This is a genomic window from Bradyrhizobium glycinis (assembly GCF_016031655.1).
GTDB classification, from domain to species: Bacteria; Pseudomonadota; Alphaproteobacteria; order Rhizobiales; family Xanthobacteraceae; genus Bradyrhizobium; species Bradyrhizobium glycinis.
This window is the reverse complement of sequence record NZ_JACCHQ010000008.1, coordinates 209,238-232,467: the sequence shown is the minus strand read 5'-3', so window position 1 is coordinate 232,467 and position 23,230 is coordinate 209,238. Positions and strand designations below refer to the sequence as shown.

At 64.5% G+C, this 23,230-nt stretch carries 23 protein-coding genes and 1 pseudogene; 4 read left to right on the top strand and 20 right to left on the bottom strand.

Annotation, left to right across the window (positions count from 1 at the left end):
• Positions 1-103: 103 nt before the first annotated feature.
• Genes HZZ16_RS14750 through HZZ16_RS14740 form a run of 3 tightly spaced genes read right to left on the bottom strand, consistent with a single transcriptional unit; the run spans position 104 to position 3,138 of the window.
• Positions 104-1,090, bottom strand: coding sequence for an SGNH/GDSL hydrolase family protein (locus tag HZZ16_RS14750; RefSeq protein ID WP_197949160.1), 987 nt, complete (start codon positions 1,088-1,090; stop codon positions 104-106).
• Between the two features lie 12 nt (positions 1,091-1,102).
• A complete protein-coding gene (locus tag HZZ16_RS14745; RefSeq protein ID WP_197949159.1) occupies positions 1,103-1,882 on the bottom strand; it encodes an SGNH/GDSL hydrolase family protein in 780 nt (259 codons plus the stop codon).
• A complete protein-coding gene (locus HZZ16_RS14740; protein WP_197949158.1) occupies positions 1,882-3,138 on the bottom strand; it encodes an OpgC domain-containing protein in 1,257 nt (418 codons plus the stop codon). The genes HZZ16_RS14745 and HZZ16_RS14740 overlap by 1 nt, the downstream gene beginning before the upstream one ends.
• A 193-nt stretch (positions 3,139-3,331) precedes the next feature.
• Here HZZ16_RS14740 and apaG point away from each other — a divergent pair, with 193 nt between their 5' ends.
• Positions 3,332-3,724, top strand: a complete 393-nt coding sequence (gene apaG, locus HZZ16_RS14735) for a Co2+/Mg2+ efflux facilitator ApaG/CorD (RefSeq protein WP_024337101.1) — start codon at positions 3,332-3,334, stop codon at positions 3,722-3,724.
• A 167-nt stretch (positions 3,725-3,891) separates the two neighbouring features.
• On the opposite strand, the gene HZZ16_RS14730 is transcribed toward apaG, so the two are convergent.
• The 3 genes from HZZ16_RS14730 to HZZ16_RS14720 form a co-directional block, all read right to left on the bottom strand.
• Positions 3,892-4,899: an Hsp33 family molecular chaperone gene (locus HZZ16_RS14730; protein ID WP_197949157.1), complete on the bottom strand. Its 1,008-nt coding sequence runs from the start codon at positions 4,897-4,899 to the stop codon at positions 3,892-3,894.
• 278 nt (positions 4,900-5,177) lie between these two features.
• Positions 5,178-6,113 (bottom strand): ornithine carbamoyltransferase, encoded by a 936-nt coding sequence (gene argF, locus HZZ16_RS14725; RefSeq protein ID WP_036042744.1) that lies wholly within the window; start codon positions 6,111-6,113, stop codon positions 5,178-5,180.
• Entirely contained in the window at positions 6,113-7,321 is a 1,209-nt protein-coding gene (locus tag HZZ16_RS14720) for an aspartate aminotransferase family protein (RefSeq protein ID WP_197949156.1), read from the bottom strand. Before HZZ16_RS14720 ends, argF begins: the two co-directional genes overlap by 1 nt.
• Before the next feature lie 459 nt (positions 7,322-7,780).
• Here HZZ16_RS14720 and HZZ16_RS14715 point away from each other — a divergent pair, with 459 nt between their 5' ends.
• On the top strand, positions 7,781-8,293 hold the full coding sequence (locus tag HZZ16_RS14715; protein WP_024337097.1) for a GcrA family cell cycle regulator: 513 nt from the start codon (positions 7,781-7,783) through the stop codon (positions 8,291-8,293).
• 231 nt (positions 8,294-8,524) lie between these two features.
• Here HZZ16_RS14715 and phoB read toward each other — a convergent pair whose 3' ends face one another.
• The 13 genes and pseudogenes from phoB to HZZ16_RS14650 all read right to left on the bottom strand — a co-directional run bounded on the left by phoB (position 8,525) and on the right by HZZ16_RS14650 (position 20,219).
• Positions 8,525-9,232 carry a phosphate regulon transcriptional regulator PhoB gene (phoB, locus tag HZZ16_RS14710; RefSeq protein WP_008143479.1) on the bottom strand — a complete coding sequence of 236 codons (708 nt, stop codon included), beginning with the start codon at positions 9,230-9,232 and terminating at the stop codon, positions 8,525-8,527.
• Between the two features lie 47 nt (positions 9,233-9,279).
• Positions 9,280-9,717: pseudogene (locus HZZ16_RS14705) on the bottom strand (phosphate signaling complex PhoU family protein); the annotation flags it as partial.
• Between the two features lie 11 nt (positions 9,718-9,728).
• On the bottom strand, positions 9,729-10,550 hold the full coding sequence (gene pstB / locus HZZ16_RS14700) for a phosphate ABC transporter ATP-binding protein PstB (protein ID WP_197949155.1): 822 nt from the start codon (positions 10,548-10,550) through the stop codon (positions 9,729-9,731).
• Entirely contained in the window at positions 10,547-11,392 is an 846-nt protein-coding gene (gene pstA / locus HZZ16_RS14695; RefSeq protein WP_197949154.1) for a phosphate ABC transporter permease PstA, read from the bottom strand. The genes pstB and pstA overlap by 4 nt, the downstream gene beginning before the upstream one ends.
• Before the next feature lies 1 nt (position 11,393).
• On the bottom strand, positions 11,394-12,383 hold the full coding sequence (gene pstC / locus HZZ16_RS14690) for a phosphate ABC transporter permease subunit PstC (protein ID WP_197949280.1): 990 nt from the start codon (positions 12,381-12,383) through the stop codon (positions 11,394-11,396).
• Positions 12,384-12,516: 133 nt separating this feature from the next.
• A complete protein-coding gene (gene pstS, locus HZZ16_RS14685) occupies positions 12,517-13,530 on the bottom strand; it encodes a phosphate ABC transporter substrate-binding protein PstS (RefSeq protein WP_197949153.1) in 1,014 nt (337 codons plus the stop codon).
• A gap of 148 nt (positions 13,531-13,678) precedes the next feature.
• A complete protein-coding gene (locus HZZ16_RS14680) occupies positions 13,679-14,971 on the bottom strand; it encodes an ATP-binding protein (protein WP_197949152.1) in 1,293 nt (430 codons plus the stop codon).
• A gap of 46 nt (positions 14,972-15,017) precedes the next feature.
• Positions 15,018-16,073, bottom strand: a complete 1,056-nt coding sequence (locus tag HZZ16_RS14675; RefSeq protein ID WP_197949151.1) for a lysylphosphatidylglycerol synthase domain-containing protein — start codon at positions 16,071-16,073, stop codon at positions 15,018-15,020.
• Positions 16,074-16,493: 420 nt separating this feature from the next.
• Positions 16,494-16,802, bottom strand: coding sequence for a GNAT family N-acetyltransferase (locus tag HZZ16_RS14670; RefSeq protein ID WP_246510126.1), 309 nt, complete (start codon positions 16,800-16,802; stop codon positions 16,494-16,496).
• Between the two features lie 132 nt (positions 16,803-16,934).
• Complete coding sequence (locus HZZ16_RS14665) at positions 16,935-17,840, bottom strand: haloalkane dehalogenase (RefSeq protein ID WP_197949150.1); 906 nt, start codon at positions 17,838-17,840, stop codon at positions 16,935-16,937.
• Positions 17,837-18,427: a TetR/AcrR family transcriptional regulator gene (locus tag HZZ16_RS14660; protein ID WP_197949149.1), complete on the bottom strand. Its 591-nt coding sequence runs from the start codon at positions 18,425-18,427 to the stop codon at positions 17,837-17,839. The genes HZZ16_RS14665 and HZZ16_RS14660 overlap by 4 nt, the downstream gene beginning before the upstream one ends.
• Before the next feature lie 98 nt (positions 18,428-18,525).
• Positions 18,526-18,822, bottom strand: coding sequence for a hypothetical protein (locus HZZ16_RS14655; RefSeq protein WP_197949148.1), 297 nt, complete (start codon positions 18,820-18,822; stop codon positions 18,526-18,528).
• A gap of 2 nt (positions 18,823-18,824) precedes the next feature.
• Positions 18,825-20,219, bottom strand: a complete 1,395-nt coding sequence (locus tag HZZ16_RS14650) for an OmpA family protein (protein ID WP_197949147.1) — start codon at positions 20,217-20,219, stop codon at positions 18,825-18,827.
• A 163-nt stretch (positions 20,220-20,382) separates the two neighbouring features.
• Between HZZ16_RS14650 and HZZ16_RS14645 the strand changes: the two genes are divergently transcribed.
• Both HZZ16_RS14645 and HZZ16_RS14640 read left to right on the top strand, forming a co-directional pair.
• Positions 20,383-21,441, top strand: coding sequence for a polysaccharide deacetylase family protein (locus HZZ16_RS14645; RefSeq protein WP_197949146.1), 1,059 nt, complete (start codon positions 20,383-20,385; stop codon positions 21,439-21,441).
• A 95-nt stretch (positions 21,442-21,536) separates the two neighbouring features.
• Positions 21,537-22,349 carry an SDR family oxidoreductase gene (locus HZZ16_RS14640; RefSeq protein ID WP_197949145.1) on the top strand — a complete coding sequence of 271 codons (813 nt, stop codon included), beginning with the start codon at positions 21,537-21,539 and terminating at the stop codon, positions 22,347-22,349.
• Between the two features lie 320 nt (positions 22,350-22,669).
• Here HZZ16_RS14640 and HZZ16_RS14635 read toward each other — a convergent pair whose 3' ends face one another.
• Complete coding sequence (locus HZZ16_RS14635; RefSeq protein WP_197949144.1) at positions 22,670-23,020, bottom strand: hypothetical protein; 351 nt, start codon at positions 23,018-23,020, stop codon at positions 22,670-22,672.
• Positions 23,021-23,230 lie beyond the last annotated feature (210 nt).

Here is a 23,230-nt window from a genome sequence, read left to right as displayed (position 1 = left end):
CTCGTAGGGTGGGTTAGCCGAAGGCGTAACCCACCAACTTCGTTCGGCATTCGTTGATGCACGGTGGGTTACGGCTTCGCCTAACCCACCCTACGGCAGAAGCCTACATCGGCCGATACGTCCTTACATCGGCGGGCACGTTCACCCCGAGCTTGATCTGGCCGACGGAGCGGATGATGTCGTCGCCGAGCAGCTGGGCGAAGCAGGCATAGCCCCAATCGTTCATGTGCAGGCCGTCGGCGATGACGAAGCTCTCGACCGGGATCGACTGGTTCTCGTGCCAGTCGCGCATCACCTCGAAGCGGGGGAAGATGCCGACCTTGCGGAGCTCGGCGACGTTGCCGAGCAACTTGATCATCTTGCCGGCGCTCTCCTTGCGCTGGTTGACGGCCGGCGAATATTGCGGATCGACCAGCACGATGTCGGTGCCGCCGGCGGCCTGAATGCGGCTGATGCCGTCCTCGACCAGCTTGGCTGTGTCGGCAGGATCGAGGTTGCGCAGCACGGCGTTGGTGCCGACCTGCCAGATCACGAGATCCGGATGCACGTCGATGACCTGCGTCTGCAAGCGCTTCATCATCTCGGGCGCATCCTCGCCGCCGACGCCGGCATTGACGACAGAGATGTCGGCGGTCGGATAGTGCCGGCGCAGCTGCGCGGCCAGGCGGTTCGGATAATTGAACTCCGGCGAGCTTGCGCCGAAGCCCGCGGTCGACGAGGAGCCGAACGCGACGATGACGACGGGCTTGCCGGCGACCAGCTTGCTCGCGACATGCGGCAGCGAGCCCATCGCCTTCGAGCCGCCCTTCGGCGGCAGGCAGGGTACGCGGCTGAAGATGTCGGCGGCGGATTTCGCGACCTCCTTCACCTTGTCGATGGCGCGCGAGGTGGCGCCGCGCTGCTCGGGCGACCTCGCGGCGACGGTGGTCTGGGACGGCGAAGCGGGCGCGGGATCAGGCGACTGGGCGGGTGCGGCGGTCGCCGGCTGGGCCGGCGTCTGGGCATGCGAGGCGGGCATCAGCAACAACAACACTGCTGCTGCAGGCACGGCCAGCCATGACGTCAGGCAAAAAGGGCGGAGAGAACTCATTAACGCTAGACCTCAATTTTGCTGCTGGGCCGGCTCCAGATGAGCAGCGTCAATCACGAACTGTGCCAACGCCCGGCCAAGGCAATCATGGACCTGCTTCGCCAGCTCAGGCCCGCGGGACGGGTTGAACAGATCGAACTGGCCCTGTTCATTCCACTGCCGCATGATCGCGAAACGATCGAACAGCGGGATGTCGTGCTCCTGCGCCACAACGCGCATATTATCGAGAAAAGGCTGCGCCGAGATCATGGTCTCGGTGCGCGGGCTATATTGCAAATTCATCAAGACGACGTCTGCCCCTGCCTTTTGCAGCGCAACAACCCCGTCGGTCAGCGCGCCACGAAATTCGTCGGGATCGATGGATCGGATAGCATCCACGGTCCCGGTCTGCCAGATGACCAAAGTAGGCGTTTTTGCTTCCATCAGCTTAACGAAGGTGGACGCGGTCTCCTCTGCGGTTTTCTTGCTCTGTATTTCTACGGAGACGTGCACCACCTCGGAGGGCGGCAGCTTCTCCTTGAGGATCGCCTCCATCCGAGCCGGATAGGAGCTGCTCTCAGACGACGGAATCGTGGTCGAGCGGCTGCCGATGACCAGGATGTCGAGCGGTTTGCCGGCCTTGATCGCGTCGGCGACCCTGGGCAGCTGGCTTTCACTGGTCAGCAGATAGGACGGCAATTCGCAGGCCGCAGGCGCAGGGGATGGGGCAGACGCGGCATCGCCCGCACGCGCCGTGGGCGCGGCGAGGCTACCGCATAGCAGGACCAGGCTCAGGAGAACCTTCGCCTTCATCAGCCCCCTCCCGCCAGATCGGCATTGCCGACGGCGTTCTTGGTTTTCGCACCGCTCTTGTCAGCCACACGCTTGTACCACGAAATGATCCAGGCAACTCCCCACATGATCAGGATTCCGGAGAGGCTAATCAACGCATGCATCACCGGTCCGCCGGAGACTTCGGCGAGGACGAAATGGCCGGCAAAGGCCAGGAAGACGCCGAGGCAGAAGATCTCGAGCGAATGCTGGCCACATAGAATCAATGGGCGCAGCCAGCGCGATTTCAAGCCCGGCCAATCGCGGGGCAGGAAGCGCACGGTCAGCGCCGCCAGCGCCAGGAAGTGCGTGAAGCGCAGCACGTCGAGGTCGGTCTTGTCGATCGGATACATCCATTGCTCGATCCGCTTCGGCATGAACTGGGAGAGCTGCGGCACGTACCAGGTCAAGGTCACGTAGAACGCCGCGACGAGATAGGCGATCGAGATCCACATCGTCACGTTTGAGGCCAGGATGCGCGACATGCGACGCGCACCTCCGAGCGCGCACCAGGCACCGAACACGAACAGCAATTGCCAGGCGAACGGATTGAAGGCCCAGAAGCCGTTCGGATAGGCCGACAGGTAAAGGTCGTACTCCCAGGTCACCGCGTAGAGCACGACCGACAGCCCGAGCGTGACGTCAGGCCGCCATTTCATCGACCACAGGATCAGCGGCAGCGCCAGCATCAGCACGATGTAGAGCGGCAGCACGTCCATGTTGACGGGACGGAAGCGCAGCAGCAACGCCTGCACGATGGTGACGTCGGGCTGCTTGAGGAAGTCCATGATGCCCATCTCTTCGGTGTAGAGCGGGTTCTCGAACCTGGTCGCCACATAGGAGATCTCGGCGAGGAAGATCGTGAACAGGAAGACGTGGGCGACATAGATCTGCCAGACCCGGCGCAGGATGCGCGCGGTGGCGATGAGAACGCCGCTCTCCAGCATGGCCCGGCCATAGACGAAGGCCGCGGTGTAGCCGGAGATGAAGATGAAGATCTCGGTGGCGTCGCTGAGGCCGTAATTGCGGATCGTGAACCAGGTCAGCAGACTGGGCGGCAGATGGTCGATGAAGATCAGCCACAGCGCGAGCCCGCGGAACAGATCGAGCCGAAGCTCGCGCTCGCCGATGGCGGGCAATGTGATGGCTGGCGCTGCGGCGCGCAGCTTGGTCCCTGCGGGCTTGGCGCCCGCGGTTCCTGCGATGGTCGATCCCGTCACTTGGTCGGCAATGGTCATCGGGGCCTGGAAACCCTTCCGCAAATCGCGACGTTGAAGCAGTGTAATAGTCCGGGCGTCGTCTCGCAAAGCGGCCAGATCACATAAGGTGTCTCCCTCGGTGTGTGCTTTCCCGCCAATTCTGGCGGGACGATGTCGCCAAGGCGCCCGCGGGGGTTTGGTTCCCGGGGCGGATTTCGGTATGATGACAGCCATGTACCGCGCCGTGACCCGCCAGATCGAAGTGACCGTCGAGCCGAACTTTGTTCCGGAGCAATCGTCGGCCGACCGCTCGCGCTACTTCTGGTCCTACACCATCGTCATCACCAATTCCGGCGAGGAGACCGTGCAGCTCAAGACGCGGCACTGGATCATCACCGATGCCTCCGGTCGCCAGCAGGAGGTGAAGGGCGAGGGCGTGGTCGGCGAGCAGCCGATCCTGGCCCCCGGCGAGCGCTTCGAATACACCTCCGGGGTGCCGCTCTCGACCGCCTCCGGCTTCATGACCGGCCGCTACCAGATGGTCAGCGAAACCGGCGAGCGCTTCGAGATCGACGTGCCGACGTTTTCGCTGGACAGCCCGGACAACAAGCGGGTGCTGAATTAGGGGGCTCGGTCTCGCGTCCCGGACAAGGTGCCGTAGGGTGGGCAAAGACGCATAGCGTCGTGCCCACCATTCTCGATCACGGCATGAGATCGTGGGCACGCTTCGCTTTGCCCACCTTACGATATCCGAGTGCCTGGCGAACAGCGAGCGTCGCGACGAAGGAGACGCTACGCGTCCTCCACGCCCGCCTCGTGCGGCGTGAACTGGTACACCGACGAGCAGAACTCGCAGGTGACGACGACCTTGTCATCCTTGACCATGGCGGCGCGGTCGTCGTGCGAGAAGCTCTTGAGCATCGCGGCGACCGCATCGCGCGAGCAGGAGCACCGCGCCTCTAGCACCTGCGGATTGAATACGCGCACGCCGCGCTCGTGGAAGAGGCGATAGAGCAGCCGCTCGCCGGAGAGCTCGGGATCGATCAGCTCGACGTCTTCGACCGTCTCGATCAGCGAGCGTGCCTCGACCCAGGCATCGTCTTCCTCGACGCTGTGCACCTCCGTGCCGTCGGGCGCATCGCCGGGATGCAAGTCGGCCTGCCGTGCGCGCTCCGGCGCCTTCGGCAGAAATTGCATCAGCATGCCGCCGGCGCGCCAGCGATGCTTGCCGCCGTCGCTCGAACGCCACTCCTCGCCGACCGCGAGGCGCACGCGCGTCGGGATCTGCTCGGAGCGCAGGAAATATTCGTGGGCGGCGTCTTCCAGGCTGCCGCCGTCGAGCGCAACGAGGCCCTGGTAGCGGCTCATGTCGGGGCCCTGGTCGATGGTCATGGCGAGATGGCCGCGGCCGAGCAGCGTGCCGGAATCCTTCGCCGTGCCCAGGCGCGAGACATCAAAGCGCGCATAGGCGCGCAGGCGGTCCGGAGCCTTGTAGTCGACCACCAGGAACGACACCGGGCCATCGGTCTGGGCCTGAAGAATGAAGCGGCCCTCGAATTTCAGCGCCGAGCCGAGCAGCGTCGTCAGCACGATGGCCTCGCCGAGCAGCTTGCCCACGGCTGCGGGATAATCGTGCTTGGTGAGGATGTCGTCGAGCGCAGGACCAAGGCGCACCAGGCGCCCGCGCACGTCGAGCGCGTCGACCTCGTAAGGCAGCACGGCGTCATCGATCGGAACCGGTGATGGCGCGCGAACCGGGCCTTCAGGCCCGGTATTCATCTCAGGAGATTGGGAAACCATGGCGCTTTATCTGGGGTCGGAGGACGGAAATGGAAGGGGCGCGTTCCGGATGCGATGAGGGTGCACAACGCTACAGCAAACTCGGTGTCGTCCCGGGGCGCGCAACGCGCGAGCCCGGGACCCATAAACATAGGACCACGTCATCATGCGAGATGACAACTCCGAGTCCTCGCCAAACTCGATCCTGTGGTCATGGGTCCCGGATCGGCGCGCCGCTATGCGGCGCTTGTCCGGGACGACAGCGGAGAATGGAGCCGCGACGCAGCGCCACCCCGCGATTACTTCACCGCATCGAAGCACCAGGCCAAGATGCCCTTCTGCGCATGCAGGCGGTTTTCGGCCTCATCGAACACGACCGATTGCGGACCGTCGATCACCTCATCGGTGACCTCCTCGCCGCGATGGGCCGGCAGGCAATGCATGAACAATGCGTCCGCCTTGGCCAGCGACATCAGCTTGGCATTGACCTGGTACGGCTTGAGCACGTTGTGGCGGTGCTCGCCCTCCTTGTCGCCCATCGACACCCAGGTGTCGGTGACGACGCAATCGGCGCCGCGCACAGCGGCCTCGGGATCGGTGCCGAGCACGATCGGCGCGCCGGTCGCCTTGATCCAGTCGCGCATGGCCTTTTTCGGTGCGAGCTCTGGCGGCGTTGCGACATTGAGCTGGAATTTGAAGCGCTCGGCGGCATGGGCCCAGGACGCCAGCACGTTGTTGTCGTCGCCGGTCCAGGCCACCGTCTTACCCTCGATCGGGCCGCGATGCTCCTCATAGGTCATGAGGTCGGCCATCACCTGGCAGGGGTGCGAACGCCGCGTCAGGCCGTTGATGACGGGCACGGTGGCGTTGGCCGCAAGCTCCAGCAGCGCATCGTGATTGAGGATGCGGATCATGATGGCGTCGACATAGCGCGACAGCACCCGCGCGGTGTCGGCGATGGTCTCGCCGCGTCCGAGCTGCATCTCGGCGCCGGTGAGCATGATCGCCTCGCCGCCGAGCTGGCGCATGCCGACGTCGAACGACACGCGGGTGCGGGTGGAGGGACGCTCGAAGATCATCGCCAGCGTCTTGCCTTCGAGCGGCCTGACCGGCTGCTGCGCCTTCTGCTTCGCCTTCATGGCCGAAGAGGCGGCGAGCATGCTCTTGAGCTCCGAGAGCGGCAGCTCGTTGATGTCCAGGAAGTGCTTTGGAGCTTTGTTGGGCGTCGTGCTCATCAGCTTGCCGCCCGCTTGGTCTGGCTGGAGGAGATCGCAGTGCAGGCGCGCTCGAGCCGGCCGACGCTGTCCTCGATCTCCGCTTCGCTGACGATCAGGGGCGGCAGGAAGCGCACGACATTGTCGCCGGCTCCGACGGTGAGCAGCTTTTCGGCGCGCAGCGCCGCAACGAGATCACCCGAAGGCACCACGGCTTTGATACCGATCAGGAGGCCCTCGCCGCGCACCTCGCTGACGACGTCGGGATGACGATCGATCACGGAGGCAAGCTTCTGCTTGAGCAGCAGCGACATCTTCTGCACGTGGTCGAAGAAGCCGGGCTTGAGCATGACGTCGAGCACGGCGTTGGCGGCCGAGATCGCGAGCGGATTGCCGCCGAAGGTCGAGCCGTGCGAGCCGGGCCCCATACCTGCGGCCGCATCCGCGGTCGCCAGCACGGCGCCGATCGGGAAGCCGCCGCCGAGCGCCTTGGCGAGCGACATCACGTCCGGTGTGACACCGGTGCGCTTGTAGGCAAAGAGCTCGCCGGTGCGGCCCATGCCGGTCTGCACCTCGTCGAAGGCGAGCAACAGGCCGCGCTCGTTGCAGAGTTCACGCAGCGCCTTCAGGAAGGCGTGAGGTGCAGCACGAACGCCACCCTCGCCCTGGATCGGCTCGATGAGAATGCCGGCGGTGTGCGGGCCGATCGCCTTTTTCACGGCGTCGAGGTCGCCATGCGGCACCTGATCGAAGCCGTCCATCGGCGGACCGAAGCCTTCGAGATATTTCGCAGACCCGGTGGCGGCGAGCGTTGCCAGCGTGCGGCCATGGAAGGCACCCTCGAAGGTGATCATGCGATAACGTTCCGGATGCCCCTTCGAGAAATGATGGTGGCGCACAAGCTTGATCACGCCTTCCAGCGCCTCGGCGCCGGAATTGCAGAAGAACACGAAGTCCGCAAAGCTCTCATTGCAAAGGCGGCTTGCGAGCTTCTCGCCATCAGGGCTCTGGAACAGGTTCGACATGTGCCAGAGCTTGGTCGCCTGCTCCTGCAATGCCTTTACCAGCGCGGGATGGACATGGCCGAGCGCATTCACCGCCACGCCCGAGGTGAAATCGAGATAGCGATCGCCGTTCGTCGCGATCAGCCAGCAGCCTTCGCCGCGCTCGAAACCGAGGTCGGCCCTGGCGAAAACGGGGAGCAAATGCGGCGCGGCGCTGTTGGTCATGACGTCACTTGAATGTTGCGGACGGTGTGAGGCACGCATTGCGCGACGCACCATTGACCGGCCCCGGAAAACGAAACGTGCCGCCTTTTAAGGGCGGCACGTGGCACTATCTTATGCTTGGCAAGACGGGTGTCAATGCCGCCCGGAAAGCCTCGCGAAACGCTAAATCCGTAGTCTTGCGGTGCCGTTTTTGCGGGTTTTTCACCACGGAACATGTGGAAGCGAGTCGGCGGACTCTTGCGCGGGAGTCACGCCATATTGTAGCGTTTAGACTGTCAGATACGACATCTCGTGCAGCAGTTCTGATCCCAAAAGTCCTCATGTACCGGCGTAAACGTTCGGGCGTCTTGAGCGCGCCCGGCGAGCCTTAAGGGATTCTGACGGCACGGGTTTTTCAAGGCTTAAGCATTCGCTGCGAAGGCCCCAGGATGGCAGGCGCGCAGCGAGGGAAGGGGTGCAATGACGGTTTTGACCTGGTCCGATGATCGCGTCGAGCAGCTGAAGAAGCTCTGGGAGGCCGGACTTTCGGCCAGCCAGATCGCGGCGGAGCTCGGCAATGTGACCCGCAATGCCGTGATCGGCAAGGTGCACCGGCTCGGCCTGTCCGGCCGCGCCAAGAGCCCTTCATCGGCAGCGCCGCGGCCGCGCAAGGCACGGCCCGCGCAGCACATGATGCGGGTGACCCGCCCCGTCGCACGCGGCAACACCGCGCTGGCGCAGGCCTTCGAGGTCGAGGTGGAAGCCGAGCCGGTTACCTACGACAACGTGGTGCCGATGAGCCAGCGGCTGTCGCTGCTGGAATTGAACGAGGCGACCTGCCACTGGCCGGTCGGCGATCCCTCGAGCCCGGATTTCTTCTTCTGCGGCGGCAAGGCGCTCTCCGGCCTGCCCTACTGTGCCCAGCACTCGCGCGTGGCCTATCAGCCCGCAGCGGACCGCCGGCGCGCGCCGGCGAAGCCAGGCACGCGGTGAGCTTGCGATTTCATTGATTGCCAGGACGGCAGCCGTCACACGATGACGGCTCCAATTATTCGGTGTCATCCCCGCGAAGGCGGGGATCCATAACCATAGGGCGCGGTGATTGCGCGAGATGGTTACTGCGAGCCCCCGCCAAACCACATCCTGTGGTTATGGATCCCGGGCTCGCGCTGCGCGCGCCCCGGGATGACGGCCGAGATTGTTGCCGCGGCTCGCTAGACCAGCTTACGTCTGCTCAGCCTTCGCGAAACGATCGTCCAGCGCGTAGCCGGCGCCGCGGACGGTTCGGATCGGATCCTGCTCGCGGCCGAGATTGAGCAGCTTGCGCAGGCGGCCGATATGGACGTCGACGGTGCGCTCGTCGATGTAGATGTCGCGGCCCCACACGCTGTCGAGCAGCTGCTCGCGCGAGAACACGCGGCCGGGATGCTCCAGGAAGAACTCCAGCAGGCGATATTCGGTCGGGCCGAGATCGATCGGCCGGCCCGATCGCGCCACGCGGCGCTTGTCGCGGTCGAGCTCGATATCGCCATAGGCGAGCACGGTGGCGAGGCGCTCGGGGCTCGCGCGCCTGAGCAGCCCCTTCACACGCGCGAGCAGCTCCGGCACCGAGAACGGCTTGACGATGTAATCATCGGCGCCGGTGGCAAGCCCGCGCACCCGCTCGCTCTCCTCGCCGCGCGCGGTGAGCATGATGATCGGCAGCTGCTTGGTCTCGGGGCGGGTCCGAAGCCGCCGGCACAGCTCGATGCCTGACAGGCCCGGCAGCATCCAGTCGAGCACAATCAGATCGGGAATGTGCTCCTTGAGGCGGGTGTCGGCGTCATCGCCGCGCATCACCGTCTCGACGTCATAGCCGTCGCCTTCGAGGTTGTAGCGGAGTAGCTCGGTGAGAGCTTCCTCGTCCTCAACCACCATAATGCGTGCGCCCATGTGGTCGTAGCTCCTTAAGTCGTCAGGTATTTGGCACCGTCGTGGCCGTGCGCGGCATAGGCGTCCAGCACCGACTTGACCTGCTGCTGCACGAGGTCGGTCATGTGTTCCAGGCCGCGGAACAGCTTGAGCGGATGGAAATCCGTCTCCAGCGCTGCGACGCGCTTGCCCATGTTCTTGGCGAGATCGCCGATGCGCTCGAGATCGGTCGCAACGCGCATCGCGCCGACGATCTCGCGCAGGTCGACGGCCATCGGCTGGCGGCGGGCGATGGTGAGCACCGCGCGCTCCTCGATGCGCTTCTGCAGCGCGTCGAGCTCGCCGTCGGTGGTGACGACGCGCTGGCCGAGCGCGACGTCGCGGCGGATCAGCGCGTCGACGGAATCGACGATCATGCGCTCGGCGATGCCGCCCATCTCGGCGACCAGGCGGGTGAGCTCCTGAAGGTCGCTGTCGAAGGCCTTTACGGTATGTTCAGAACCCATGTTCCGTCTCCTCAGCCGAACCGGCCGGTGATGTAATCCTGCGTGCGCCGATCGCTCGGCGACGTGAAGATCTTGCTGGTATCGTCGAACTCGATCAACTCGCCGAGATACATGAAGGCGGTCTTGTCGGAGACGCGCGCCGCCTGCTGCATGTTGTGGGTGACGATCGCGATCGTGTAGTTCTCGGACAATTCCTGGATCAGCTCCTCGACCTTGGCGGTCGAGATCGGGTCGAGCGCCGAGCAGGGCTCGTCGAACAGGATCACCTCGGGCCGCACCGCGACGGTGCGGGCGATGCAGAGGCGCTGCTGCTGGCCGCCGGAGAGCGACAGGCCGGAGGCATTGAGCTTGTCCTTGACCTCGTTCCACAGCGCGCCGCCGCGCAGCGCCTTCTCGACGCGGTCGTCCATCTCGGACTTCGAGATCTTCTCATAGAGACGAATGCCGAAGGCGATGTTCTCGTAGATCGTCATCGGGAATGGCGTCGGCTTCTGGAACACCATGCCGACGCGGGCGCGCAGCAGGTTGAGGTCCAGCTTGGGGTCGAGGATGTTGGTCTGGTCGAGCAGCAGCTGGCCGGTGGCCCGCTGGCCCGGATAGAGATCGTACATCCGGTTGAAGATGCGCAGCAGGGTCGACTTGCCGCAGCCCGACGGGCCGATGAACGCCGTGACACGATTGGTGCCGAGCGTCAGATTGATGTTCTTCAGCGCGTGGTGCTCACCGTAGTAGAAATTCAGGTTGCGTGCGGTGACCTTGGCCGGCGCCTCGGGCAGCGGCTGCGAGCCGGGATGAACGGTCGGCGCGCTGACGGAAACAGACATTTCACTCATTTTGCAGTCCTCTCGGCGCCAAGGATGCGCGCGCCAATGTTCAGGGCAAGCACGGTCAGGGTGATCAGCAGCGCGCCGCTCCAGGCGAGCTGCTTCCAGTAGGCGTAGGGGCTCTGCACGAAGTTGTTGATCGTGACCGGCAGGTTGGCCATCGTCTTGTTCAGGCTGAGGCTGAAGAATTGGTTCGACAGCGCGGTGAACAGCAGCGGCGCGGTCTCGCCGGCGACACGTGCGGTAGCGAGCAGCACGCCGGTGATGAGGCCGGAGCGCGCGGCACGATAGGCGATCCGCTTGATCACCAGCGAGCGCGGCAAGCCCAGTGCGCTGGCGGCTTCGCGCAGCGGATTCGGCACCAGCAGCAGCATGTCCTCGGTGGTGCGCACGACAACCGGGATCACGATGACGGCGAGCGCGAGGCTGCCCGCGATCGCCGAGAAGCCGCGCATCGGCACCACCACCGCGCCATAGATGAAGAGGCCGATGATGATCGAGGGCGCCGACAGGAGGATGTCGTTGATGAACCGGATCACCGAGGTCAGCTTATCGTTGCGGCCGTACTCGGCGAGATAGGTGCCGGCGAACAGCCCGAGCGGGGCGCCGATGCCGACGCCGAGCACGGTCATGATCAGCGAGCCGACGATGGCGTTGAGCAGGCCGCCCTCGGTCGAGCCGGGCGGCGGCGTGTTCTCGGTGAACACCTGCAGGTTGAGGCCGGACAGGCCGTTGTAGAGCAGCGTGATCAGGATCAGTGCGAGCCAGGTGACGCCGAAGGCGGCGGCGGCAATGCAGAGTCCGCGGATCACGATGTCCTTGCGGCGGCGGCGTGAATAGATCGGATTCATGTCACTTCCCCGCCTTCATTTCCAGACGCAGCAGCATCAGCCGCGCGGCCGCGAGCACGAAGAACGTCAGCACGAACAGCAGGAGGCCGAGCAGGATCAGGCCGGACTGGTGCAGTCCGTCGCTCTCGGCGAACTCGGATGCGATCGCCGCCGAGATCGTCGTGCCCGGCGCGAAGATCGACGAGGAGATCCGGAACGAGTTGCCGATGATGAAGGTCACCGCCATGGTCTCGCCGAGCGCGCGGCCCAGCGCCAGCATGACGCCGCCGATGATGCCGACGCGGGTGTAGGGGATCACGACGCTGCGGACGACCTCCCAGGTGGTGCAGCCGACGCCGTAGGCGGCTTCCTTCAGCACCGGCGGCACCGTCTTGAACACGTCGACCGAGATCGAGGTGATGAAGGGCAGCACCATGATGGCGAGGATCAGGGCGGCGTTGAACAGGCTGAGATAGGACGGGGGGCCTGCGAAGATCGCGCCCAGCACGGGAACGCCGTCGAACACCCTGATCATGAAGGGCTGGAAGGTGTTGGCCAGGAACGGGCCGAGCACGAAGAAGCCCCACATGCCGTAGATGATCGATGGGATTCCGGCGAGCAGCTCGACCGCCATGCCGATCGGGCGGCGCAGCCATTGCGGACAGAGCTCGGTGAGGAAGATCGCAATGCCGAGACCGACGGGAATGGCGATCAGCATCGCGATGAAGGAGGTGACGAGCGTGCCGTACATCGGCCCGAGCGCGCCGAGCACCGGCGGATCGGCGGAGGGCGCCCAGCGCTGCGTCCACAGGAAGGAGATGCCGTATTCCTTGATCGCCGGGAATGCACCCACGACCAGCGAGATGATGATGCCGCCGAGGATCAGCAGCACCGAGATCGCGGACAACCGCGTGATCCAGTAGAAGGTGACGTCGCCGAGCTTGAACGCGCTCAAAGCCTTGGCGCGATCATATGGACCGGCAGCATCAATCACATTGCTCTCGACAGCCATCTCAGCCACGCCGATCCCCTGTACCCGTGCTATTTACGCTTGTTGTTGGTGGCGCGCTCCGGATACGGCAGGAGGCCGATCCGGAGCGGAGATCTTACAGCATCCCGGAACCGCATCCGGGACAGATGGCGCCTTAGCTCTTGATCTCGGCAGCCCAGGTCTTCTCGATCTGCTGGACGACGCTGTCCGGCATCGGGATATAATCGAGCTCCTCAGCCATCTTGCCGCCATTCTTGAAGGCCCAGCGGAAGAACTTGATGGCTTCCTGCGAGGCCGCCTTGTCGGTGGCGGACTTGTGCATGAGGATGAAGGTCGCCGCCGTGATCGGCCAGGACTTGTCGCCGGGCTGATCGGTCAGGATGACGTAGTAGCCGGGCGCCTTTGACCAGTCAGCGTTGGAAGCGGCCGCCTGGAAGGCTTCGACGGTCGGCTGCACCGGCTTGCCGGCCTTGTTGATGAGACCGGTGTGGGTCAGCTTGTTCTGCTTGGCATAGGCATACTCGACATAGCCGATCGAGTTCTTGGTCTGGCTGATGTTGCCGGACACGCCCTCGTTGCCCTTGGCGCCGACGCCGACCGGCCACTCGACCGCGGTGCCCTCGCCGACCTTGCTCTTCCAGTCCGCGCTAGCCTTGGAGAGGTAGTTGGTGAAGTTGAAGGTGGTGCCCGAACCGTCCGAACGACGGACCACGGTGATGGCCTCCGAGGGCAGCTTCGCGTTCGGATTGAGCTTCTTGATCGCGGCATCGTCCCACTTGGTGATCTTACCGAGATAGATGTTGGCGAGGGTCTCGCCGTCGAACACCAGCTCGCCCGGCTTCACGCCCTCGAGGTTGACGACCGGGACGATGGCACCCATCACCATCGGCCACTGGACGAGGCCGTCCTTCTCGAGCTGCTCGGCCTTGAGCGGCGCGTCGCTGGCGCCGAAGGTCACGGTCTTGGCCTGGATCTGCTTGATGCCGCCGCCGGAGCCGATCGACTGATAGTTCAGACCGTTGCCGGTCTCCTTTTTGTAGGCGTCGGCCCACTTCGAATAGATCGGGAACGGGAACGTCGCGCCGGCACCGGTGATGTCGGCCGCAAAGGCTACCGTCGTCGATGCGGCGACCAAGCCGGCAGCGACCATGGTTTTGAGGAAATTCATGCTGGTCTCCATACAGGGGAGCGAAGCGCCATCCGCGCCCGATCGCGCTCCCCGCGCCGCCCCTTTAGGAGCGGTCGGCTGTGCTTTTACGAAGGTTTCATGACAGTTGGATGACGGACTCAGCAATTGAAATTGCTTGTATTTCCGATCAAGCCGGAGTCTTGGTCTGGGGAAAACAGGCGGTGAAGGTGGCACCCTGCCTGGGCACGCTTTCGATCAAAAGGCGGCCGCGATGACGGTTAAGAATATGTTTCACCAGCGATAACCCGAGCCCGGTGCCGCCTTGCGAGCGGCTGTCGCCGACGTCGACCCGGTAGAAGCGTTCGGTCAGCCGCGGCAGGTGCTCCGGCGCGATGCCCGGGCCGAAATCGCGGACCATGACCCGGATTTCCTGAGTTCCGTCAGCGGCAGCGCTCGAGGTCAGCGACACGATGACGCGCCCGCCGGAGGCGCCGTATTTGAGTGCGTTCTCGATCAGGTTCTCGAACAGGCGGAGCAGCTCCTCGCGGTCCCCCGCGATCATCACCGGCGGTTCCGGCAAGTGGATTTCCACCTCGACCTGACGCTCACGCGCCAGCGGCTCGAGCCCATCGGCGACCTGGCGGATGATCGGGACGAGATCGACCAGGGTGTCGGGCCGGACATGGGCCGACAGCTCGACCCGCGACAGCGACAAGAGGTCGTCGATCAGGCGCGCCATGCGGGTCGCCTGGTTGTGCATGATGCCGAGGAAGCGCTCGCGCGCCTTGGGATCGTCCTTGGCCTGGCCCTGGAGCGTATCGATGAAGCCCGACAGCGCCGCCAGCGGCGTGCGCAGCTCGTGGCTGGCATTGGCGACGAAGTCGGCGCGCATCTCCTCGACCCGGCGCAGCGGCGTCTGGTCGTGGAAGGTCATCAGCATGCATTTGTCGGCGCCGCCGAAGCTGGTCGGGACCGGTACCGGCGTGATGATCAGCTCCATCCAGCGATCGACCGGAACATGATCGAGGTAGGTCGCGCGCCGCGGCTCGGTGGTCGCGATGGCCTCGCGCAGCGCGGTGATGATCTCCGGCGAGCGCAGCGCGAACTGGGCGAGCTCGTTCTTGCGCAGCGCCGGCGCGAGCTGGGCGGCCGCGGCGTTGAGGTGGATGACGCGGCCGGCCCGGTCGAGCAGCACCGCCGGATCCGGCATGCCGGCGACCACCGCGGCCACCGCCGCGCTCTCGACCGGGTTGATGCGTCTGACGTCGTCGCGGGAGGTGGCGGGATCGTGCAGCCGCCACGGGATCAAGGCAGCCGCCGCGATGCAGAGGAACACGATTGCGGCGTGCAGCGCCGACAATTCGCCGAGCGAGACCACGACGGACAGCGCCAGCGCCGCGGCGATCAGGATGATGGTCGAGTGCCGCAGCCGGTCGGACCAGGGCTGGGCGGAGGGAGAAGAGGGGGCGTCGATCGCCATCGGGGCGGGCTTCTCCTGGGGACTGTCCTTAAGGACCTGACACCGGTCAGGCGCCGCTGTCGCTGCGCTCTCTCACATAGGCGGCTTCAGGCGCCGGGCCGGGGTCCAGCTTGAGCGCCGCCTGTTGCAAGCGCTTCGATCGGGCGCCGATGATAACTTCTCGAAACGTCAGCAAGATTACAGATAAGACGAAGGGAGACAGATAATAGAGGACGCGGAACAGGAGCATGCCGCCCAGCAGCTCCTCGCGGTCCATCTGCCAGAGGCCGACCAGCATGGCGGCGTCGAACACCCCCAGGCCTCCGGGCGAATGGCTGGCGAAGCCGAGCAGGGTCGCCGAGACGAAGATGACCGCGACCACCACGAAGCCGAGATTGGGCTCGTCGGGGACCAGCACATACATCGCCAGCGCGCAGAAGCCGAGATCGACGATGCCGATCGCGATCTGGAGCAGCGTCAGCGGGCCGCCCGGCAGCACCACGGTCCAGGGGCCGCGGCCGACCACCCGCGGCTGGCTCCAGACCCAGACCACGTAGCCGATCAGGCCTGCGATGATCATCAGCGCCAGCGTCCGGTTCAGCCAGGCCGGCAGCTGGTCGATCGAGGCTGCCGCCTCCGGATGGTAGGCGATGCCGAGGCCGAGCACCGCGGCATTGCCCAGCCAGAAGGTCAGGCCGGCGAGAAAGCAGATCTTTGCAACGTCGATCGCGTTCAGCCCATAGGCCGAATAGATGCGGTAGCGCACCGCCCCGCCGGTGAAGACGGAGGCACCGACATTGTGGCCGATCGAATAGCTGGTGAAGGCCGCGAGCGCGTTGATGCGATAGGGCACATGGGCATGGCCGATCGCGCGCGTGGCGAAGAGGTCGTAGAAGGTCAGCGTGAAATAGCCCGCAGTGACGAACAGCGCCGCCATCGCAATCTGGCTCGGTTCGGTGCTCTTGATCGCTTCGAGGACCTCGTTGAAATCGATGCCGCGCAGCATGTGGTAGAGCACGTAGCAAGCGATGCCGATGACCGCGATGCTGATCACAACGCCAAGCTTATGCAGGACTTGCTTCTGGCGCAGAAACGTCATCGCCCTGCGGATGGCTTCCAGCATCTAGACCTCGAACAACGCTTCAGCGGCCAGGGTGGCCGGCGGACAGGCGGACGCGCAGGCATTCAACGAATCCGCGCCGCCGGCGCCGGAATCGCGCATGCCCCCTGCCCCTCCACTAGCGCGTTTTTGGCCGAAGTGGAATTCGCCAATTCGAACAAAAACACGTGCCTTCAATATTTTAGGCAGGGTTGCGGCTCCCGGTGCAGGGTTTGGCGCTTTCGTCGGCAAGGCTTGGCGCGAATCTCCGGGCGATCCTGCGCAGGGGCCATGAAGTTTTGATGATTTCGGCCGCACAATGTTCCGTCACGCCTTAAGCTGACGTCAATCTATGGGGCCCGCCTGCCTGTTGAAAGAGGGCGACCGGAGCGGCCAGCTCCCGGTTTTCCGATGCGCCGAAAGGCCGCGGGGTCCAGATCGCACTCAAGGCGCGGTCAAATAGCCGCGTCGATAGGCGCCGGCCTGATCCTCGAAGATCGCCATGGCCGTGGTCATCCGCCTGAAGCCCAGGCGTTCGTAAAACCCTTCCTTGCCGGGCACGGCGTAGAGGATGATCTTGCGATGGCTGCGGCAACGCGCAAGCAGACGCTCGATCACGTCGCGACCGAGACCCCGCCCCTGACAGTCCGGGTGCACTGCGACATCACAGAGATAGGCGCAGTCGCGGCCATCGGCCAGCGCGCGTCCCGCCCCCACGATGCGGCCATTTTCCCTGGCGAAAGCCCGAAACATGCTGTTGCCGAATACGAGCGCGAGATCGGCCGGCGCCTTGTTCCCGAGCGGGGCGATACGATAGAGCTCGGACAGCTTGCCAGTCGATGCCGGCGAGATCGTCGGACCAGATAATCGACATCTCGCTCTCCTTCAGGCCGCAAGTTGTGGACGCACCGCTTCGATGCCGGCGATCCAGCCGCCAACGGAACGGCCGATCGCATCCGGATGATCCTCCTGCAGGTAATGTCGGCCGGGCCCGAGGCTGACGAGCGCGCAGTGCTGCAGCGAGGCCGCGAACGTCTCGGCAAATTCGGGGGCGACGACGGCTCCCGGCTCGCCCGCGAACAGCAGCTTCGGATAGGCGGACGCTTTCAGCGACGCATGAGCCGATTGCAGCGCTTGATAGACATCGGCGGGCTCGCCCGCGATCGGCAATTCACGCGGGAATGCAAGAACCGGACGGCGGCTGTCCGGCGTCGGAAAAGGCTCGCGATAAGACGCCATCTCCTCTTCGCTCAAACTGCGCATGATGCCAACAGGCAGCACGCGTTCGACGAAGGCATTCGCCTCCAGGATCATGGCCTCTCCTTCGCCTTCCGTCCTGAATTTCCGGAAAGTTTCGCGCGCAGCTTCCGTTTGGTGGAAATCCTGCCAGGTCGGCATCGGCCGGATGAACTCCATGAAGGCGAGGCCGCGCACGAACGTCGGCCGGCGCGCCGCGAGATGAAATGCCAGGGCCGTGCCCCAATCCTGCGCAACGAGATAGGCCGAATTGATGCCGAGATCTTCGATCAACGCGTCGAGATAGCGGACGTGGTCGAAGAAGCGATAGGCGATATCGGGTTTGCCGGACCGGCCGAAGCCAATGAGATCGGGCGCGATGCAATGCGCCACCGGCGCGACGAGCGGCAGGATGTTTCGCCAGATATGGGACGACGTCGGATTGCCGTGGAGAAAGAGCGCGACCGGCGCATCCTTCGCGCCCGTCTCGCGATAAGCCATCGTGCTTCCCAGCACGGCGGCGCTGCGGATCTGGATCTTGGCTTGCTGGCTCATGTCGGCTCCTTGAAGACAGTCTTGAATGCGATGGTCTTGAATCGCTCGAGCGCCTTGGGCGTGCGATCGACCTTCATGCGCAGGATCGCGCCCTGCCAGGACGCGAGCAGGAAGTCGGCAAGCTCCCCGGGCTCGAATTCGGAATCGATCTCGCCGCTTTCCTGCGCCTCGCGGATGCAGTCCGCGAAGGGCATGCGCCACTCGGCAAAGATTTCGGCGAGGCGCGTGCGCAGCACCTCGCTGCTGCCGGTCGCTTCCAAGCTGAGATCACCGATGAGGCAACCTCTTCCGTAGCCATCGGCTTCGAGCCGGCCGGTGATGATGTCGAGATAGCGTTTGAGCCGCGCCCGCGGTGTCAGTGAAGCGTCTTCAAGCGCCTCCGCGACCAATCCCTTCGTGATCTCGAAATATCGATTGAGCACCTCCGAAGCGAACGCTTCCTTGGAGTGAAAATGATTGGTGAAGGAGCCCTGCGGCGCGCCCGCCGCGGCGGTCACATCGCGCACGCTGGTACCGTGATAGCCGGTCCGGAACATGACCTTGAGGCCGGCGTCGAGGATGGCGTCTTTGAGCGAGTGCTTGGGCATAAACTGAATAATACGTACGTACGTATTATTGTCAAGCGCCTGTCTTTCTCCGACGCTTCATGACCATCGAGTGGAAGTAAGGGGATCGACCGCGGGCTTCAGCCTGCCCGCATGCTGCGCGCGACCACGCGATCGCGCAGCCACGCTCCGATGGTGCAGCCGACGAGGTAGCAGGCGAACATGATCAGGCCGAGGTCGAGCCAGTAGCCGAAGCGACCGGGGACCACATGGGCGAGAGCGATCGCGACCAGGGCGGCGGCAAGCACTGCGAGCCACCGCGCGGTCACCTTCGAGGTGCCGTTGCCGCGCTGGACCACCGAGATCCAGCCCATGCAGAAGCCCAGCAGCAGCGAGCCGATCAGCCAGCCCAGATGGAACGAGACGAGATAGGGCATCGTCACCTCACCAGAAATTCGATGCGGCGGTTCTGCGCCTTGCCTTCATCGGTGTCGTTGCCGGCGACCGGCTGCGTGCTGCCATGGCCGACCGCGGTGAAGCGGCTGGCGGGAAGGCCAGCCTTGATCAGATGGTCGATCACTGCCTGCGCGCGCTTTTCCGAAAGGGCCTGGTTGAAGGAGTCCTCGCCATCGGCGTCGGTATGTCCGGCGACCTCGATATTTGTGGTGGGACAGCGCAGCGCGGTCTCGATGAGGCGATCGAGGATGCCGGCCGAGTCAGGATCGATGTCCGCCCGCTTGTTCGCGAAGCGGATCTTGCCCTTGGTCAGAAGCTCCGAGAACAATTGCTGGCACACGGTGCCGTCGACCGGGCCAGCGGCGGGCTTCACCGTGATCTCCGGCTTGTACTGCCAGTTCTTCGGGAAGTCCTTGCCGAGACCCGCGCGGATCTCGTTCGCGGCGCCCTCGTAGAGCGCATCGCCCGAGAGCTTCACCTCGCGGTCGGAGACGACGAGCGTGCCGGTCGACAGCCGCGACAGCGCGCCGAGCGCGGCGATAACAGCCGTGCTGAAGGAGCCGGGTGCGCCGATGCTGGCCTTGAGATTGTCGACGACCTTTTCGGTGAAGAACTTTCGCGAGGCGCTGGTGGCGATCGCCGCGTGGACGTTGTTGTCCGGAACGTAGCCGGTCAGCGTCACCGTCGCGGCCACCGGATCCTTGTAGGCCTGGAAGATGTATGGCGGCGCCTTGATCTCGTTGGCCGCAATCGAAAAACCCTCAGGCAGGTTCTTCAGCGCAGCCGCGATCGCCTCACGGCCGCCGAGCTCACGCGCCATGCCCGACAGATTCACCTTGGTGTCCGTGATCGTGATCTTGCCGTCCTTCAGCTTGCCGATCTGATCCAGCAGCAGCATCGCGGCGGCTTCGAAGCGAGGTGGCGCCCCGCGCGCCAGCCCCATCTGGTCGGCAACCTCGACGCCGCCGACTTCCTTTCGGGCCGCCTCGGTCAGCCGGGCCTTCATGGACGGCAGCGGCGCGGAGCCCGACAGCGTCACCCGCACCACGTCGCGCTCGGCGTTCCAGACGAAGGGCTTGGCCTCGGGAACGAGGCGGGTCCGGTCATCGACCAGCCGCACGCCGGGGACGGTTTCGACCGCCATCACGGCGTCGCGGCGCCCCTCCTCGGAGAAGGCGTCCGCGGCCAGGCTGACGTCGCGGCCGTCGACCGTGATCCGGGTCTTGTCCAGAACGGTGTCCTTCAGCGCAGCCGAGCTGCGGGCCGACAGATCGGCCTCGACCGGTAAGGTATTATTCCAGGCCGCAAATCCCCACATGACGGCAAGGGGGATCAGCCCCGGCCACCATTTGCTGGCCCACGAGAAAAGCTTCTGCATTCGACGACCCGAACTCTGGAAACGGAGACAAAACAAACCCTTGGCAGGCTGTCAAACCGGAAATGCCCCTGTTCCCAAGGCCCGGGTGGGACAATTGGAATAACTTTTTCTTCAAGGGTTCTTCCGTAAGTTGAGGGTGGAATGCCAAAGTCCCCACCCGGTCATGAAACAACTGCGTAACAACGTCATCCGCGCCGGGCTGGGAGCACTCTATTTCAGCGGGGCCCACCACCTGTTGCGCCCGCTTTTGTCAGGCGTCGGCGCCATTTTCATGCTGCACCACGTGCGGCCGGCGCGCGAGGCCGCGTTCCAGCCGAACCGGCATCTCGAGGTCACCCCCGACTTCCTGCGCGCCACGCTGTGCCATTTGCGCTCGCGCGACATCGACATCGTCAGCATGGACGAGCTGCATGAGCGGCTGGTGCAGGGCCGGTTCGACCGCCGCTTCGCCGCCTTCACCCTCGACGACGGCTACCGCGACAATCTCGATTATGCTCTGCCGGTGCTGCGCGAATTTGACGCGCCGCTGGCGGTCTATGTCGCGAGCGATTTTGCCGACGGCACCGGGCGATTGTGGTGGACGGCGCTGGAGGCCGTGATCGCCAAGACCGAGCAGATCGAGGTGCAGATCGGCAATTCCGCCCTGCGGCTCGATGCGAGCACGCTAGCGGCGAAGCAGGCGGCGTTCGACCGCCTGCACGACTGGCTGCGTGCGCTGCCTGGCGAGCACGATCTTGCGCGCGAGATCGGGGCACTGTGCAGGACTTACGGCGTCGACATGGAAGCTTTGTGCCGCAGCCTCTGCCTGTCCTGGGCCGAGCTCAAGTCCTTTGCCGCCGATCCGCTGGTCACGATCGGCGCACACAGTGTCAGCCATTGCAACCTCGCCAAGCAGGCGGAAGACATCGCCGCGCAGGAGATGGCCGCAAGCCGCGCGCGGATCGAGCAGGCGCTGGAGCGCCCCGTGCTGCACCTCGCCTATCCCTATGGCGACCGCGACGCCGCGGGCGCGCGCGAATTCGCCCTTGCCGCGTCCGCCGGTTTCAAGACCGCGGTGACGACGCGGCCCGGCATGCTGTTCGCGGAGAACGCCGGCCAGATGACGGCGCTGCCCCGCGTCTCGCTCAACGGCAATTATCAGGACGCGCGGATCCTGCCGGTGCTGACCTCGGGCGCCGCGACCGCGATGTGGAACGGTTTCCGCCGCATCGCGGCGGCGTAGCTGCTGCATTCTCCGCAGTCGTCGAGGACAAGCGCGCCTTCCTTGACTCCCCTCCCCGCTCCGACCACAACCAGCGGCAACCAAGGGAGGAACGCATGTTCAACGATCTGTTCTCGCTCAAAGGCCGCGTCGCGCTGGTGACCGGCGGCTCGCGCGGCATCGGCAAGATGATCGCGGCGGGATTTCTCAGCGCCGGCGCGGCAAAGGTCTACATCACCGCGCGCAAGGCCGGACCATGCGAGGAGACCGCCAAGGAGCTCAGCGCGCAATATGACGGCGAATGCATCGCGCTGCCGATCGACATCTCGAGCATCGAAGGCTGCAACAGGCTCGCCGGCGAGATCATCAAGCTGGAGCCCAGGCTCGACATCCTGGTCAACAATGCGGGCGCGGCCTGGGGCGCCGAGTTCGACGAATTCCCGGAGAGCGGCTGGGACAAGGTGATGAACCTCAACGTCAAGGCGCCGTTTTTCCTGACCAAGGCGCTGGCCGGTCCGTTGCGTGCGGCGGCGAGCGCAGAGCGCCCGGCGAAAGTGATCAACATCGCCTCGATCGACGGCATCTTCGTCAATCCGATGGAGACCTATTCCTACGCCGCGAGCAAGGCCGGGCTGATCCATCTGACGAGGCGCATGGCGGTGAAGCTGATCCCCGACCATGTCGTGGTCACCGCGATCGCGCCGGGCCCGTTCAAATCCGACATGAACCGCGCCGCGCGCGACCACGGCGACGAGGTCGCAACGCGCGTGCCCGCGGGCCGCATCGGCACCGACGAGGACATGGCGGGCGCCGCGATCTATCTCGCCTCGCGCGCCGGCGATTACGTGGTCGGCGCGACCATCGCCGTCGATGGCGGCATTGTCTACGCGAATGCGGGGATCAAGGGTAGCGGCTGGGACAGCGATTGATCGGGGGGCCTCGAACGAAAAAGGTCGAAAACAACCCCATGCACAGTAGAAGGCACCTTGATCAATAAGGGATTTTTCGAGCGGCACGGGTGACGACAATTGCGGCCGACATGCGGTTGACACGTCGGGCAAAACACTTGTCGAGCTGGGCGCGCGTGCTCAAAATCCGTCGGCAGCGATGCAGGCACAGCGACGTCCGCTTTCCGCTCGAAAACGTGCATTGGCGGTACAGATGTGCGTGTCCGCTGAGGGCCAGAAGCGGACTTTGCCCCTGACCGATACGAGGAAGTAAACGATACTCGTGGCACGCCGAGCAGATATCAATTCGAGGCGTTTAAGAGATCGTGTAGACTTATGGCCTGCTGATCATTGAGCACAACCCGCGTCGAACCAACATAGGTTAGCTCGAAGCGTCCCCCTTCATTGTCGACGGATCGCACGCCGTCGAGCACCGCCAAAAGCCCGAACAGCGTTTGATGGACTGCTATCGCAATTACGCCATTGACGTTATCGGCGTCTCCCGCTCGCAGGCTTTTGTACCATTCCGAGCGCATGCGCTGTTCGCGTGGCACGTTTCTGCCCGGAGGGTTATTCAGGAGGGCTACTGTATCTTCTATTGCGGCATCCCCCACATAGCGCTTGATGGCTTCAACGAATTCCTGGCTGTTCATGACATCTCTTCATCCGCCGACTGGCTGCTGCTATATATCGGGTTGTGCTGATTGATCAACGCTCGCTCGCGAACACGACGTGGTCTCCTTCGGGGCACAAGCAGCGGTCAGGGCAAGCGCGGCGCAGCTTCCGTTCTGCCGCCGACACCCGACATCGTAACGGGTCAACTTTGCTCGGCTAAGGGCCAATAGCCGACGTTCACTCGCCGT

Bases quoted from the DNA above. Each gene is read 5' to 3' on its own strand.
- HZZ16_RS14750 (WP_197949160.1), bottom strand. From the start codon at position 1,090: ATGAGTTCTCTCCGCCCTTTTTGCCTGACGTCATGGCTGGCCGTGCCT.
- HZZ16_RS14745 (WP_197949159.1), bottom strand. From the start codon at position 1,882: ATGAAGGCGAAGGTTCTCCTGAGCCTGGTCCTGCTATGCGGTAGCCTC.
- HZZ16_RS14740 (WP_197949158.1), bottom strand. From the start codon at position 3,138: ATGACCATTGCCGACCAAGTGACGGGATCGACCATCGCAGGAACCGCG.
- apaG (WP_024337101.1), top strand. From the start codon at position 3,332: ATGTACCGCGCCGTGACCCGCCAGATCGAAGTGACCGTCGAGCCGAAC.
- HZZ16_RS14730 (WP_197949157.1), bottom strand. From the start codon at position 4,899: ATGGTTTCCCAATCTCCTGAGATGAATACCGGGCCTGAAGGCCCGGTT.
- argF (WP_036042744.1), bottom strand. From the start codon at position 6,113: ATGAGCACGACGCCCAACAAAGCTCCAAAGCACTTCCTGGACATCAAC.
- HZZ16_RS14720 (WP_197949156.1), bottom strand. From the start codon at position 7,321: ATGACCAACAGCGCCGCGCCGCATTTGCTCCCCGTTTTCGCCAGGGCC.
- HZZ16_RS14715 (WP_024337097.1), top strand. From the start codon at position 7,781: ATGACGGTTTTGACCTGGTCCGATGATCGCGTCGAGCAGCTGAAGAAG.
- phoB (WP_008143479.1), bottom strand. From the start codon at position 9,232: ATGGGCGCACGCATTATGGTGGTTGAGGACGAGGAAGCTCTCACCGAG.
- pstB (WP_197949155.1), bottom strand. From the start codon at position 10,550: ATGAGTGAAATGTCTGTTTCCGTCAGCGCGCCGACCGTTCATCCCGGC.
- pstA (WP_197949154.1), bottom strand. From the start codon at position 11,392: ATGAATCCGATCTATTCACGCCGCCGCCGCAAGGACATCGTGATCCGC.
- pstC (WP_197949280.1), bottom strand. From the start codon at position 12,383: ATGGCTGTCGAGAGCAATGTGATTGATGCTGCCGGTCCATATGATCGC.
- pstS (WP_197949153.1), bottom strand. From the start codon at position 13,530: ATGAATTTCCTCAAAACCATGGTCGCTGCCGGCTTGGTCGCCGCATCG.
- HZZ16_RS14680 (WP_197949152.1), bottom strand. From the start codon at position 14,971: ATGGCGATCGACGCCCCCTCTTCTCCCTCCGCCCAGCCCTGGTCCGAC.
- HZZ16_RS14675 (WP_197949151.1), bottom strand. From the start codon at position 16,073: ATGCTGGAAGCCATCCGCAGGGCGATGACGTTTCTGCGCCAGAAGCAA.
- HZZ16_RS14670 (WP_246510126.1), bottom strand. From the start codon at position 16,802: ATGTTTCGGGCTTTCGCCAGGGAAAATGGCCGCATCGTGGGGGCGGGA.
- HZZ16_RS14665 (WP_197949150.1), bottom strand. From the start codon at position 17,840: ATGAGCCAGCAAGCCAAGATCCAGATCCGCAGCGCCGCCGTGCTGGGA.
- HZZ16_RS14660 (WP_197949149.1), bottom strand. From the start codon at position 18,427: ATGCCCAAGCACTCGCTCAAAGACGCCATCCTCGACGCCGGCCTCAAG.
- HZZ16_RS14655 (WP_197949148.1), bottom strand. From the start codon at position 18,822: ATGCCCTATCTCGTCTCGTTCCATCTGGGCTGGCTGATCGGCTCGCTG.
- HZZ16_RS14650 (WP_197949147.1), bottom strand. From the start codon at position 20,219: ATGCAGAAGCTTTTCTCGTGGGCCAGCAAATGGTGGCCGGGGCTGATC.
- HZZ16_RS14645 (WP_197949146.1), top strand. From the start codon at position 20,383: ATGAAACAACTGCGTAACAACGTCATCCGCGCCGGGCTGGGAGCACTC.
- HZZ16_RS14640 (WP_197949145.1), top strand. From the start codon at position 21,537: ATGTTCAACGATCTGTTCTCGCTCAAAGGCCGCGTCGCGCTGGTGACC.
- HZZ16_RS14635 (WP_197949144.1), bottom strand. From the start codon at position 23,020: ATGAACAGCCAGGAATTCGTTGAAGCCATCAAGCGCTATGTGGGGGAT.